Genomic DNA, 12,116 nt, shown 5'->3' with positions numbered 1-12,116 from the left:
AGGCCGTTAACGCCAATCTGCGGCGATATCCCCCATGAATATGAAAGGAAAATTGTGAACGGGTTAAGTGTGTGTGACAGATGGCTTCACTTCGTCTCCCCATGTCCTCGCTAACGTGGGCCGGCCTGGGCTCACCAGGCTTATCAAGGAGTGATGGCGATGCGTGTTGTCAGGAAAGTGATCGCAGTGGCGGTATTCGCGTTGGCGTGTACCGGTTCGGTCGCGGTGGCTGGGCCGGTCGAGCCCTGCGACCAGCCCTGCTGGCGGGCTTATCAGATGTGCCTGGCCAGTGGCACCGATGCCGGTGAATGCCAACAGGCGTACAACACCTGCGTGGTCGATCTGTGCATGGGCGTGTGAGTCGCGCCGTTTGAGCCGTACGTGGAGCCCCGTCATCGACGGGGCTCTTCTGTTTCAGCGATCGTCTCCGTTGGCGATGCGGGCATCTGGCCCGAGCCCGCTTGCGGGCCATGCACGCAACGGCGAGGATGGGGAATCGCATCGGAGCCGCTGCACATGGCCGTCAAACGTATTGTCGCCAACATCGCCACGCCTGACCCGGCGTGTGCCGCAGCGTTCTATGGCGGGCTGCTGGGCATGCCGGTGGTGATGGATCATGGGTGGATCGTCACCCATGGCGGGCAGGGCAGTGCGCTGGCACAGGTGAGCTTTGCCAGCGAAGGGGGTTCCGGCACCTCGGTGCCCGACCTGTCGATCGAAGTGGACGACCTGCAGCAGGTGCTGGCGCGCATGCGCGCAGCCGGCATCCCGCTGGAGTATGGCCCGGCCGACGAGCCCTGGGGCGTGCGTCGCTTTTTCGTCCGCGACCCGTTCGGGCGGCTGTTGAACATTCTCGCCCACACCTGAGCGGGGAGCGTTGCTTCAGCGGCGTCTGCCGCCGCGCGTCGTAGCTGCTGGAACGCCGACCATGCGCAGGCAATTCGCTTCCACGGCGGCAATGAAGGCATCGGCATCCTGTGCCGGTGTGGCGATCAGGTCGTCGGTGGCGCCATGTACGCCGGCATAGATCAACGAGGCGGTGACCTGTGGAGCGGGCAGCTGCCACAGTCCGGTTGCGTTGCCCGTTTCGAGGATATCCAGTAGCTGCTGCTGGATCGCGTTGCGCTCGGCGTTGCCGCGCTGGTGGTGGTGATGGTTGGCGTACACCACGTCATGCAACGCGTGGGTGCGCACGTAGATCTCGATGTTGGCGCGGATCCAGGCGCGCAGGCGCGCTGCGCCATCACCGGCAGGGTGATGCTGCACGGCCTGCTCGACCTCTTCCATGAACTGCCGCGTGTAGCGTTGCGCCAGCGCCTGCAGGATCTCGGTGCGGGAGGCGAAATAGGTATAGAAGGTGCCCTTGGCCACGTCGGCCGCGGCGACGATGTCGCTGATGGTGGTTGCGTCCACACCCTGCGACAGGAACAACGCCTGCGCGGCGTCCATCAGTTCTTCCTGGCGGGTTTCGGCGGGCTTGGTGCGAGGCCTGGCGACAGCTGGGGTCTGCATGGTGGGCGGTATCCGGGTGTGACGGCCGCCATTCTAGCGGTCTTTGCGTACTGACTGACCGTCGGTCATTGACCGACGGTCAGTCAATCGCTAGGATGCGCGCACATCCTCCCCCGGGATCCACGCATGAAACGCCTGCAACGGCCCGCCCTGGTGATGGCGGCCTACCTCGGTACGTTCCTCGCTTCGCTGGACATCAGCATCGTCAACGTGGCCCTGCCAACCCTGCAGCAGGCGCTGCAGACCGACATGGCAGGCCTGCAGTGGGTGATCAACGCCTACGCGATCGCACTGTCAGCGCTGATGCTGTCAGCCGGTCCGCTGGGGGATCGCTACGGTCATCGGCGGATGTGGCTGCTGAGCGTCGCCACCTTCACCCTGGGCTCGCTGCTGTGCGCCTGTGCCAAGGATCTTTCGACCCTGGTCGCCGGGCGCGCGGTGCAGGGCGTGGCAGGTGCGCTGTTGATTCCCAGTGCGATGCCGATCCTGAGTCATGCATTTCCCGAACCACGCCAGCGTGCTCGCGTGATCGGTGGCTGGTCCGCCTTCAGCGCGTTGGCACTGGTGCTCGGCCCGTTGCTGGGCGGTGCGCTGGTGCAGCGCGCCGGCTGGCCCAGCATCTTCCTGATCAACCTGCCTTTGGGGCTGCTGGCGCTTGTGCTTGGCGCCTGGGGCATTGCCGAGCGGCGGCACCCGCAGCACGCTGCACTGGATCCGGCCGGGCAGCTGCTCAGCATCGTTGCGCTGGGCGCGCTGTGCTATGGTCTGATCGCGATCGGCGAGCATGGCCTGCTGGCCCCGGTGACGCTTCTGGCGCTGGGCACCGCAACTGCCGGGCTGATCCTGTTCGGCATCGTCGAGCGGCGGGTGGCACGCCCACTGCTGCCGCTGGAGCTGTTTGCCGACCGTCGCTTCGGCATGCTCAACCTGGCCTCGTTCGTACTGGGCTTCACCGCCTATGCGAGCCTGTTCTTCCTGTCGCTGTTCTTCCAGCAGGCACAGGGACACGGTGCGGCGCTGGCGGGCTCACAGCTGGCTCCCCAGTTCCTGTTGATGGGGGTTGTCTCGCTGCTGTTCGGTCGTCTGGTCGCCCACCTCGGCCTGCATGCTGCGCTGGCGCTGGGCTACGCTCTGGCCGGGGTGGCGCTGTGCGTGATGGCCACGTTCGCACCGGCTACTTCGAGCGCTTATGCCAGTGCCGTGCTGATGCTGCTTGGCATTGGAATGGGGCTGGCAGTGCCGGCGACCGGCATGGCAATCATGGCCAACGCACCGGCCGAACGCGCAGGTATTGCCTCAGCCACGATGAACGCGCTGCGCCAGGCCGGCATGAGCCTGGGCATCGCGTTGCTGGGCAGCCTGATGGGCCAGCGTGCCGTACAGCAGTTCGCCGCATCCGCGCAGGCCGCAGGGCAGCAGCGGCTTGTTGCGCAGGCGCGTGACCTGATCCTGCACCCAGGCTCGATGCATACCACGCCGCAGGTGCTGACGTGGTACCGCAGTGCGATGGCCAGCGGGTTCGGTTGGGCGATGGCGGCTGCGGGTGCGCTGGCCCTGCTTGTGGCGCTTGGGCTGTATCGGCAGCGCGCCCCGGCCTGACCGTGCGGGGTTCACCCCTGCTGGGGCTGTGGATCCTCTGCACCGTGCTCGATCTGCTGCTGTTGCTGGCGTGCATTGGCGTGGCGTGCGTGCCCACCTTCGCGTCCGATCGCGGCCATGTGCTGCCGGTCGCGGCTGATCGCTTCGCCGCCCTTGCGGCCTGCAGCACGCGCTTCGTCGGGGCTGAACTCGTGCGCGTTGCCGGAGGCGTGCGCCGCGCGCCCGCCCTTGGCGGCGATCGCGCGCTGTTTATCCTGGTCCATCGAGGCGAAGCCCCGGTTGGAGCGGTGATTCTGGTCGGTCATGGGATTCTCCTGCTGCAGGGTCGGCGCCGTCGTCAACGGCAGCGCCCATGCTTGGCCAACGCGTGCTAAGTCCAGGTCGCCATCCTCGCCATGGCCTTCACGCCACGTGCGCACGCGGTTGATGGCGTGGCCATTCAGGCGAATGCAGCGGGAGCCGCCGTCCACGAGGAGGCGAGGCATCGGCGACGGCGCAGTGTCAGCGCCGGCGGGCGTCGCGCAGGCGTTGCGCGAATGGCCGCTGCTCCAGAACCTGCAGTGCTTCGCGCAGCACCTGCTCCAGCGACTGGCCGAGATCCGCATCGAGGCTGCGTGCGGCGCGCGCGGTGGCTTGCCATTGCGCCTGCAGCGCCGGCAGTGCCTGCAGTGCGTGTGGGCTCAGCTGCAGAATGCGCTCGCGGCTGTCTTCGCCGATGACGGCGTGCAGCCAGCCGTCGCGCACCATCGCAGCCACCGTCTGGCTGAGTGCCGAATGGCTGAGCCCGCAGGCGAGCGCCAGATCCTTGATGCGGCAGGGGCCCTGCGCCATCAGCGTGCGCAGCACCGGGGTGTAGCGCGGGCGGTAGTCCAGCTGCAGGTCGCGATAGGCCTGCTCGACCGCCGGATCGAGCTGGTCCAGCAGGGCGCGCAGCAATGTTCCCAGAGAGGCATGTTGGAGATCCATGTCGGGATGATATATAAGCACTTACATATCATCAATGCGGGGTGGGGTCATGGCGGTTTCCTGGATGCTGGGCGCGATGCTGGCGGCCACCTGTCCGGCGCAGGACGCCGTGCTGCAGGCAGCGGCCACCGCGGTGCAGGCGCAGTACCTGGACGTGGCCGGAGGCGCGCGCATCGCCGATGCACTGCGTGACTGGTCGAGGCAGCAGCGCTATGTGGACAGCTGCACGGACCCCAAGGGCTTCAGTGCGCGCCTGAACCAGGATCTGGACGTGTTCGACGGCCACTTCCATGTGGAGCGGGTGGATGCCGGCGCCGGCCAGGACGATTGGCTGATGGCCTGGCGTGCGGATGCACGCAGCAATGGTGCGGGCGTGCGCGAGGTACGGGTGCTGGAAGGCAATATCGGTTACCTGCGGCTGAGCACCTTCTATCCGCTCGATCTGGCACGGCCCAGGCTCGCGGCAGCGTTCACCCTGCTGGCCGACACCGAGGGCCTGGTGCTGGATCTGCGCCAGAACGGAGGCGGTGATGATGGCAGCGCCGACCTGCTGGTGCGGACCCTGCTGGAGCCGGGTGTCACCGCAGTGCAGGCGCTGGAGCAACGTGGCCGGCGTACCCCGGTGCCGCTGCCGCCAGCAAGCCTTCCGCTGTACCTGAAGCCGCTGGTGATACTGATCGACCGCCGCACCGCCTCGGCGGCCGAGTTCGTCGCGTATTCGCTGCAGGCGCTGGGGCGTGCGCGCATCGTCGGCGGCCGCAGTGGCGGTGCCGCACATATGTTCGATGATGCTGTGCTGCTGCCCGACGGCTATCAGATCAGCATTCCGGACCGGCAACCGATCAATCTGCGCACCGGTGGCAACTGGGAACGGAACGGTGTCGCGCCTGACGTGGCAGGCGGCGACGACCCGCTGTTCATCGCGCGCCAACTGCTGGCTCCGCCGAAGTCGTCAAGATGAACGCACAGTTGCGCGCTTGTCCTATCGCAGATGCGCCGTTGCATGCCTAGAATCGAGGCATCCCGGTAGTTCCCGGGCGCTTCGAGTGAATGGACTCAATGAAGATTCTGTTGACCGGCAGTTCCGGGCGGATCGGGCGCGCGATCTTCGGCGCGCTGGCGGCTGCCCATGAAGTGGTGGGCTTGGACCGCAGCCCGTTCGCCACCACGCGCATCATTGCCGATGTCACCGATCATCAAGCCGTCGTGCGCGCGGTGCAGGGCGTCGACGCGGTCATCCATACCGCGGCCCTGCATGCGCCGCACGTTGGCCTGGTACCGGACGCGGTGTTCCAGCAGATCAATGTGGACGCGACTGCGCACCTGCTGCAGGCGGCGCGCGAGGCAGGCGCGCGGCGGTTCGTGTTGACCAGTACCACCGCGCTGTACGGCCACGCGGTGGTGGCAGGAGGATGCCGCTGGATCGATGAGGATACCGAGCCGTTGCCGCGAACGATCTACCACCGCAGCAAGCTGCAGGCCGAGGCCCTGGCTGAAGCTGCGGCCGGACCGGACTTCGGCGTGCGCGTGCTGCGGATGGGGCGCTGCTTCCCGGAACCGCCGGAACGGATGGCGATGTTCCGGTTGCATCGTGGGATCGACGCCCGTGACGTGGCCAGTGCCCATGCCGCGCTGCTGCTGGATGAGGGGCCGGCCTTCGCCCGCTACATCGCCTGCGCAGCGACCCCGTTCCGGCGCGAGGATTGCCTGGAACTTGCCACCCAGCCGCGCAACGTACTGGCCCGGCGCGTGCCGCAGCTGCTGGCCGAGTTCGAGCGCCGCGGCTGGCCGTTGCCGCTGAGCGTCGACCGCGTCTACGACAGCGCCCGCATCCGCAGGGAGCTGGGGTGGCAGCCGCGTTTCGGGCCGGACGCCGTGCTGCAGCAGTACGCCGCAGGCAGCATCGAGGTGTTGCCACGCGCGGAGTGGATCAAGGACCGGGTGGCCGAATAGGGGACGCCGGGGCGGGTTCCTGTCCCGTCCCTGAGTGCATTCAGGAATGTGTAGGGCGGTCGCCTCAACCTCGTTGGCAGGCGGCCGCTAACCCGGTGCGCTTCCTGCGCCGGGCGGGTCCCGGCGGCCGGTGGCCTGCGCGACGGATCGCGCACCTGCGCGGTGCCCTCGCGGTGCCGGTCGTCCTGAACTGCCTTGCGGACCCCTCCATGCCTTCTTCCCGTTCCGCCGCTGCCCGCCGTCCGGGCAGCATCGCCCACAAGCTGATGCTGGGCACCGCTGTCATCGCGCTGCTGTGCTTCGGCCTGACGGCGTTCCTGATCTATCGCCAGGCCAGTGCCAGCCTGATCGATGCCTCGCGCCAGACCATGACCAGCGAGGCCAACGCCGAAGCGCGCCAGGTCGCCGCCGACCTGGGCACGGCGTTCGCCAGCAACGATGCCATGGTCGAAGCCGTGCTCGCCCAGCGCGCGCGGGGTGACGTGCCTGATCGCGCCAGCCTGGCGGCCGTGCTCGGTGAGCAGCTGCGTACCCACCCGGAATGGCTGGGCAAGAGCACCATGTGGGAGGCCGACGCCTTCGATGGCAAGGATGCCGAGTTCGCCAATACCGAGATGCACGATGCCAGCGGCCGCTACATGAGCTACTGGGCCTGGCATGACGGCAAGCCGCAGCAGTCGACCATGACCGACTACACCGAAGCCGCCGACGGTTCGGCCGACTGGTACGTGGTGCCCAGCCGCGACAAGCTGCCCAAGGTCAGTGAACCCTATGCCTACGACATCGCCGGCCAGCAGGTGCTGATGAGCACGCTGAGCTCGCCGATCGTCGAGAACGGTACCTTCCTCGGCGTGTTCACCGTCGACTTCTCGCTGGCGGCGCTGCAGAAGCACCTGGCGACGCTGACGCCGATGGGCGCAGGTCGCGTCGAGCTGCTTTCGCCCAAGGGCGTGGTGCTGGCGTCGGCGAACGCTGCCGAGATCGGCAAGCCGCGCAGCGACGCATTGACCCGCAACATGCTGGCCGACATCGCCGCCGACCGCAGGTTTGAGGCCTTCACCCCGGACGCGGCCGGCAATGTGCGCGTGTACGTGCCGCTGCGCGTGGGCAATGCCCCGCAGCGCTTCGCACTGGGCGTGGTGATGCCGCATGCGGTGATCGTCGCCGAGGCGCGCCAGCTGCTGTGGCTGACGTTGCTGGTTGGCGTGGTGGCCGCGCTGACCCTCAGCGCAGGTGTCTACGTGCTGCTGCGCCGCCTGGCGATCCGCCCGTTGGCCGAAGCGGTGCGGGTGGCGGGTGACGTTGCCGCCGGCAAGCTCGACAGCACCTTGCCGGCGCGCAGCAATGATGAAGTGGGGCGCCTGCTGGAGGCGATGCAGGGCATGCGCGGACAGCTGCAGGCGGTGATGGCCGCACAGGCGGAAATGGCGCGCCGCCACGATGCCGGCGAGTTGAGCTACCGCATGGACGCCACTGCCTTCCCCGGCGAGTACGGCCGCATGGTGGCCGACAGCAACCAGCTGGTGGCCTCCAGCAATGCGGTCACCCAGCGCCTGGTCGAGGTGATGCAGCGTTACGCGGTGGGTGACCTCAGCGTGGACATGGAAGCGCTGCCGGGCGAGAAGGCGGTGTTCACCGCTGCAATGGCCACCACCAAGAGCAACCTGGCCGCGATCAACGAGCAGATCCAGCAGCTGGCTGCCGCGGCGGCGGCCGGCGACTTCGCTGTACGCGGCGACGCCCAGCGCTTCGATCACGATTTCCGCCGCATGGTGGAGACCCTCAACATCATGATGCAGGTCAGCGATCACAATCTGGCTGAGCTGTCGACGCTGCTTCGCGCGATTGCCGCCGGCGACCTCAGCGCACGCATGCGTGGTGATTTCCATGGCGTGTTCGCGGTGATGCGCGACGATGCCAACAGCACCGTGCAGCAGTTGACCCAGATCGTCGGGCAGATCCAGCAGTCGGCAGCCAGCATCCGCCTGGCGGCGGGAGAGATCGCTGCGGGCAACAGCGATCTCTCGCGTCGTACCGAGCAGCAGGCCGCCAACCTGGAAGAGACCGCCGCCTCGATGGAGGAGCTGACCTCCACCGTGCGCCAGAACGCCGACCACGCGCTGCAGGCCAATACCCTGGCCGGTTCCGCCGCTGGCGTTGCCAGCGAGGGCGGGGAAGTGGTCAACCAGGTGGTGCAGACCATGGAGCAGATCGAGGCATCGTCGCAGCGCATCGCCGAGATCATTTCGGTGATCGACGGCATCGCCTTCCAGACCAACATCCTGGCGTTGAACGCGGCGGTGGAAGCGGCGCGTGCCGGTGAGCAGGGCCGCGGCTTCGCCGTGGTCGCCAGCGAAGTACGCGCGCTGGCGCAGCGCTCGGCAGGCGCTGCGAAGGAGATCAAGGAGCTGATCGACGCATCGGTGGCGCAGGTCGGTGCCGGTGCGCAGCTGGTGCACGGTGCGGGCCGCACCATGCAGGCCATCGTCGGCCAGGTGGGACGGGTCAACGAGATCATGGCCGAGATCTCGGCCGCCTCGCGCGAACAGTCGGCCGGCATCGAGCAGGTCAACCAGACCGTCGTGCAGATGGACGAGACCACCCAGCAGAATGCCGCACTGGTGGAGGAAGCCAGCGCCGCGGCGCGGGCGATGGAGGAGCAGGCCGAGCAGCTGGCCGTGGCGGTCTCGCGCTTCCGCCTGCAGGCCGAGCCGGTGGCCGCGGCACGCCGCGCGGCCTGACGCTGGCCGGAGTGCACATGAAGACGCCCGGCCAAGGCCGGGCGTCGTCGTTTCTGCTCGTCGCTGTGCCGGTCGGAGCCGGCCGCTGCCGCCGCTTTAGAACATGCCTTCGAAGGGGTTCCAGCTGGCGCGGCCCTTCACCTGCTCCAGGTAGTAGCTGTAGTTGGTGCTGGAGGCGACCAGGAAGTTCATGGCGACGAACACGGCACGGGCCACGATGTCGGGCAGGAACAGGGTCACGACGGCCAGCGCGATGTTGATGCCGATCACCACCAGCGCCTTGCGCCACATGCCCAGGATGAACAGGTAGATGGCGCCGAAGAAGAAGGCGAAGAAGTTGATGTTGACCTTCAGGCGGTCGCCGAAGGACAGCGCCTTCCAGGCCTGCTTGAAGCCTGGTTCCTTGGGCGCGCCGTGCTGCTGGAAGAAGTTGAAGCGGAACTGCCACTTCGGACTGAAGCGGGAGAGGTCGACTGCGTTCATTGACGTACACGTCCTTGTGGGAAAACGTTTACATCATACGGGGCGGCCGGTTCAGGAAGCCACCCCGCAGCGTCAAAAATGTGACGCCCAGTGCGCTATGGCCCTGCGGCCAGGGCGCGCACCGTCACCCATCCGCCTTGTTTTTAGGATAGGGTGCGCAGTTCCGCTGCCGCACCAGCTGAATCCGTGCGGTGGCGGGATGTCCATGGAGGTTGCATGACCACACCTGCTACACCGGAAAACGCACCGGGACCGGTGCTCCTGCCGACACCTGAAGTGGTGCAGGCGCAACAGCTGCTCGCACGCCAGCAACTGGCGGTAGCGATGGACCGTGCACGCACGGCGGCTACGCAGAGCGCGGCGCCTGCCGCCGCACTGCAAAGCGAGTAATCCGCAACACCGCCGATCGCGCTGGCCCGTCGCCAGCGCGATCGCGGCGGACGCTCCTGGTCAGAACCGCGCGGTCATGCTGAGGAAGTAGCTGCGCCCGGCCACGAAGTAGTCGGTGGAGCCTTCCGCATACAGCTTCTTGTCGGCCAGGTTGCTGACACCGCCACGCAGGGTCAGCACCTCGTTGACGTTCCAGGCTGCGGTCAGGTCATACAGCGTGTAGGCCTTGAGGAAGGTCGTCGCCGTGCCGGTCTGCTTGCCGGTGTACTGCGCCGACAGGCTGCTGGAAAACACTGTGTTGGGCGTCCAGTCCAGCGACGAATAGCCAGAGAATTCCGGGGTATCGATCAGGTTGCGGCCGGTGGTCAGGTTCTTGGCTTCCTTCATCCAGGTCGCCGAGGTGCGCCAGCGCCAGTGCTCGCCGAAGCGGAAGTTCAGATTGCCTTCCATGCCGCTGGTGCGTGCGCGCTGCACGTTGCTCATGCGCGTCCACCAGATGCCGTTGAACCTGCCCAGCGGTGCGTACTCGATCTTGTTCCTGAAGTCGGTATGGAAGTAGGTCAGGCCGGCATCGACCAGGTCGTTGTCGAAGCTGATGCCGATCTCGCGGTTGGTGCTGGTTTCCGGATCCAGGTCAGGGTTGCCGGCCATGTAGCAGCCGCCGCGGGTATAGCCCAGCGGGATCAGCGAGGTGCAGCCACGACCACCGGACTGGGTAGCGGCAGTGGCGGAGTTCTCGGTCAGGCTGGGGGCGCGGAAGCCCTTGGAAACACCACCGCGGATGGTCCATTGCTCGGCCGGATGCCAGACCAGGTAGGCGCGCGGGCTGACGTGGCCACCAAACTTCTCATGGTGGTCCAGGCGCGCGCCCAGGGTCAGCGCCAGGGTGCGGTGCAGCTTCAGTTCGTCTTCGACGAACAGGGCCCAGGTGTCCACTTCCAGATCGGAGCCGCTGACGGCATTGCCGGCATAGTCGATCGGCGCGCGGCCGATGGTGTCGGTGTTGGTCAGCTCCTGGCGCTTCCACTGGCCGCCCACGGCGAACTGGTGTTCAACGCCGAGGGTGAACGGCGTGGTCAGGCTGCCCTCGATGATTGTATCGGTTGCTTCGGAACGGCCGGTAGCACCGATGTCGTTCTTGTACTCGGTCCAGTACGCACTGATCTTCGAATTACCGAAGCTCCACTTGCCATCGTGGTTGAGCGCCAGCGAGCTGCGCTTGAGTTCGCTGGCACCCCAGGCGCCTTCGTCCTGCTTTTCCAGCGAGGCGTCGATGAAGGCCTGCTGCACGCCATGGCCGGCTTCCAGCGACAGTTCCTGCGCGTCGCTGAGCTTCCACTGCAGCAGTGCGTCGACATTGCGGTCCTTCTCGCCGGCATAGGCGTTGCCGTAGACACCACCGTTGGACTGGTCCGAGTCGCGGCGCATGCTGTTGGCACCGATGCGCAGGCCAAAGCGTTCGCCGAGCGGGCCGGAGAAGGTGGCGCCGATCTGCTGGGTATCACCACGCTTGCCGTCGCCGGGGCGGGTATAGCTGTGCGTCGCGCTGCCGTTCCATTCATCGCCGATGCGCCGGGTGATGATGTTGATCACGCCGCCCATGGCGTCGGAGCCGTACAGCGACGACATTGGTCCGCGCACCACTTCGATGCGCTCGATCTGGTCGGGCGAAATCCAGTTCAGATCCTGGCGGCCCAGGTCCGGCCGGTAGTTGGTCGATGCCGAGCTGCCCATGCGCTTGCCGTCCACCAGCACCAGCGTGTAGTTGGACGGCATGCCGCGCAGCTTGATCTTGGATTGCTCGCCGACAGCGCTCAGGCCGCCGGTCACGCCGGGCACGCGGCTGAGCAGGGTGGCCAGGTCGTGCACCGGCTGGCGCGCGATGTCCTCGCGGCTGATCACGCTGATGCTGGCCGGGGCATCCTTGATCCATTGCTGGTTGCCCGAGGCGGTGACCACCACGGTATCCAGATCCTTGGTGGAGGCATCGGCGCTGGCCTCTGCGGCGGCAAGGCCGGGCAGGGCCAGCAGGCAGGCGGTGGCCAGGGCACTGGCCAGGCGGGTACGCGGCAGGCGCGCGGAACGGGAACGGAACAGCTGGGACATGACGGCTTCCATCGGATGAGGGGGACCGGATGGAAGCAACGGGCGCACGCAGACAAGCAGGCAGGCCCCCTTCCATGGGTCGTAGGGCGCACGGTTCGGGCCGGCGCAGCTGGGTGGGTCTCGGCCGTTCGGAAGACGGTGACCTGCCTGGTTAATGAAATGATAACCGTTCGCGTTTGTTACGATCCAGTACCCGGTGTCACGAAGTGACATCCCACTGCTCGGCGCGCCATCGCCTGCTGTTTGCTGAATGGGGATAAATCCCGGCGTAGGCCTTCGCACTCGGCTTACATCCGGCGCCCTAGACTGGGCCGCATTTTCGATTCCGCCCCGTTGGAGATCGTGTGGGTTCCGGTAGTGACAGAC

At 66.9% G+C, this 12,116-nt stretch carries 12 protein-coding genes; 7 read left to right on the top strand and 5 right to left on the bottom strand.

From position 1 onward, the window contains the following. Positions 1 to 159 precede the first annotated feature (159 nt). Both QP552_RS18310 and QP552_RS18305 read left to right on the top strand, forming a co-directional pair. Positions 160 to 360 carry a hypothetical protein gene (locus QP552_RS18310; RefSeq protein WP_005411162.1) on the top strand — a complete coding sequence of 67 codons (201 nt, stop codon included), beginning with the start codon at positions 160 to 162 and terminating at the stop codon, positions 358 to 360. 156 nt (positions 361 to 516) lie between these two features. Continuing rightward, on the top strand, positions 517 to 867 hold the full coding sequence (locus tag QP552_RS18305) for a VOC family protein (RefSeq protein WP_286074266.1): 351 nt from the start codon (positions 517 to 519) through the stop codon (positions 865 to 867). 15 nt (positions 868 to 882) lie between these two features. Here the strand turns inward: QP552_RS18305 and QP552_RS18300 are convergent, their stop codons facing one another. After that, a complete protein-coding gene (locus tag QP552_RS18300; protein WP_286074265.1) occupies positions 883 to 1,512 on the bottom strand; it encodes a TetR/AcrR family transcriptional regulator in 630 nt (209 codons plus the stop codon). 126 nt (positions 1,513 to 1,638) lie between these two features. Here QP552_RS18300 and QP552_RS18295 point away from each other — a divergent pair, with 126 nt between their 5' ends. After that, the gene (locus QP552_RS18295; protein ID WP_286074264.1) at positions 1,639 to 3,111 is read left to right on the top strand and encodes an MFS transporter; all 1,473 of its coding nucleotides are present in this window, start codon (positions 1,639 to 1,641) and stop codon (positions 3,109 to 3,111) included. Between the two features lie 11 nt (positions 3,112 to 3,122). Here QP552_RS18295 and QP552_RS18290 read toward each other — a convergent pair whose 3' ends face one another. Continuing rightward, positions 3,123 to 3,416 carry a KGG domain-containing protein gene (locus QP552_RS18290; protein ID WP_106548866.1) on the bottom strand — a complete coding sequence of 98 codons (294 nt, stop codon included), beginning with the start codon at positions 3,414 to 3,416 and terminating at the stop codon, positions 3,123 to 3,125. A gap of 196 nt (positions 3,417 to 3,612) precedes the next feature. Then, on the bottom strand, positions 3,613 to 4,077 hold the full coding sequence (locus tag QP552_RS18285) for a MarR family transcriptional regulator (protein ID WP_049429458.1): 465 nt from the start codon (positions 4,075 to 4,077) through the stop codon (positions 3,613 to 3,615). A 49-nt stretch (positions 4,078 to 4,126) separates the two neighbouring features. Here QP552_RS18285 and QP552_RS18280 point away from each other — a divergent pair, with 49 nt between their 5' ends. The 3 genes from QP552_RS18280 (at position 4,127) to QP552_RS18270 (ending at position 8,771) form a co-directional block, all read left to right on the top strand. Further along, positions 4,127 to 5,038 (top strand): S41 family peptidase, encoded by a 912-nt coding sequence (locus QP552_RS18280; RefSeq protein WP_286074262.1) that lies wholly within the window; start codon positions 4,127 to 4,129, stop codon positions 5,036 to 5,038. Between the two features lie 98 nt (positions 5,039 to 5,136). After that, positions 5,137 to 6,030, top strand: a complete 894-nt coding sequence (locus tag QP552_RS18275) for an NAD(P)-dependent oxidoreductase (RefSeq protein WP_111113069.1) — start codon at positions 5,137 to 5,139, stop codon at positions 6,028 to 6,030. Between the two features lie 209 nt (positions 6,031 to 6,239). After that, positions 6,240 to 8,771: a methyl-accepting chemotaxis protein gene (locus QP552_RS18270; protein ID WP_286074260.1), complete on the top strand. Its 2,532-nt coding sequence runs from the start codon at positions 6,240 to 6,242 to the stop codon at positions 8,769 to 8,771. 96 nt (positions 8,772 to 8,867) lie between these two features. Here QP552_RS18270 and QP552_RS18265 read toward each other — a convergent pair whose 3' ends face one another. After that, positions 8,868 to 9,254: a DUF2628 domain-containing protein gene (locus tag QP552_RS18265; RefSeq protein ID WP_286074259.1), complete on the bottom strand. Its 387-nt coding sequence runs from the start codon at positions 9,252 to 9,254 to the stop codon at positions 8,868 to 8,870. 216 nt (positions 9,255 to 9,470) lie between these two features. On the opposite strand from QP552_RS18265, the gene QP552_RS18260 reads away from it, so the two are divergent. After that, positions 9,471 to 9,644, top strand: a complete 174-nt coding sequence (locus QP552_RS18260; protein ID WP_181358189.1) for a hypothetical protein — start codon at positions 9,471 to 9,473, stop codon at positions 9,642 to 9,644. Positions 9,645 to 9,704: 60 nt separating this feature from the next. Here QP552_RS18260 and QP552_RS18255 read toward each other — a convergent pair whose 3' ends face one another. Further along, the gene (locus QP552_RS18255) at positions 9,705 to 11,750 is read right to left on the bottom strand and encodes a TonB-dependent receptor (RefSeq protein WP_106548861.1); all 2,046 of its coding nucleotides are present in this window, start codon (positions 11,748 to 11,750) and stop codon (positions 9,705 to 9,707) included. Positions 11,751 to 12,116 lie beyond the last annotated feature (366 nt).

Source organism: Stenotrophomonas sp. 59, from assembly GCF_030291095.1.
Taxonomy (GTDB): Bacteria; Pseudomonadota; Gammaproteobacteria; order Xanthomonadales; family Xanthomonadaceae; genus Stenotrophomonas; species Stenotrophomonas maltophilia_Q.
The sequence above is the reverse complement of the archived record's forward strand: the minus strand, read 5'-3'. Positions and strand labels throughout refer to the sequence as shown.

Coding starts and splice junctions, on each gene's coding strand:
- QP552_RS18310 (WP_005411162.1), top strand. CDS start 160: ATGCGTGTTGTCAGGAAAGTGATCGCAGTGGCGGTATTCGCGTTGGCG.
- QP552_RS18305 (WP_286074266.1), top strand. CDS start 517: ATGGCCGTCAAACGTATTGTCGCCAACATCGCCACGCCTGACCCGGCG.
- QP552_RS18300 (WP_286074265.1), bottom strand. CDS start 1,512: ATGCAGACCCCAGCTGTCGCCAGGCCTCGCACCAAGCCCGCCGAAACC.
- QP552_RS18295 (WP_286074264.1), top strand. CDS start 1,639: ATGAAACGCCTGCAACGGCCCGCCCTGGTGATGGCGGCCTACCTCGGT.
- QP552_RS18290 (WP_106548866.1), bottom strand. CDS start 3,416: ATGACCGACCAGAATCACCGCTCCAACCGGGGCTTCGCCTCGATGGAC.
- QP552_RS18285 (WP_049429458.1), bottom strand. CDS start 4,077: ATGGATCTCCAACATGCCTCTCTGGGAACATTGCTGCGCGCCCTGCTG.
- QP552_RS18280 (WP_286074262.1), top strand. CDS start 4,127: ATGGCGGTTTCCTGGATGCTGGGCGCGATGCTGGCGGCCACCTGTCCG.
- QP552_RS18275 (WP_111113069.1), top strand. CDS start 5,137: ATGAAGATTCTGTTGACCGGCAGTTCCGGGCGGATCGGGCGCGCGATC.
- QP552_RS18270 (WP_286074260.1), top strand. CDS start 6,240: ATGCCTTCTTCCCGTTCCGCCGCTGCCCGCCGTCCGGGCAGCATCGCC.
- QP552_RS18265 (WP_286074259.1), bottom strand. CDS start 9,254: ATGAACGCAGTCGACCTCTCCCGCTTCAGTCCGAAGTGGCAGTTCCGC.
- QP552_RS18260 (WP_181358189.1), top strand. CDS start 9,471: ATGACCACACCTGCTACACCGGAAAACGCACCGGGACCGGTGCTCCTG.
- QP552_RS18255 (WP_106548861.1), bottom strand. CDS start 11,750: ATGTCCCAGCTGTTCCGTTCCCGTTCCGCGCGCCTGCCGCGTACCCGC.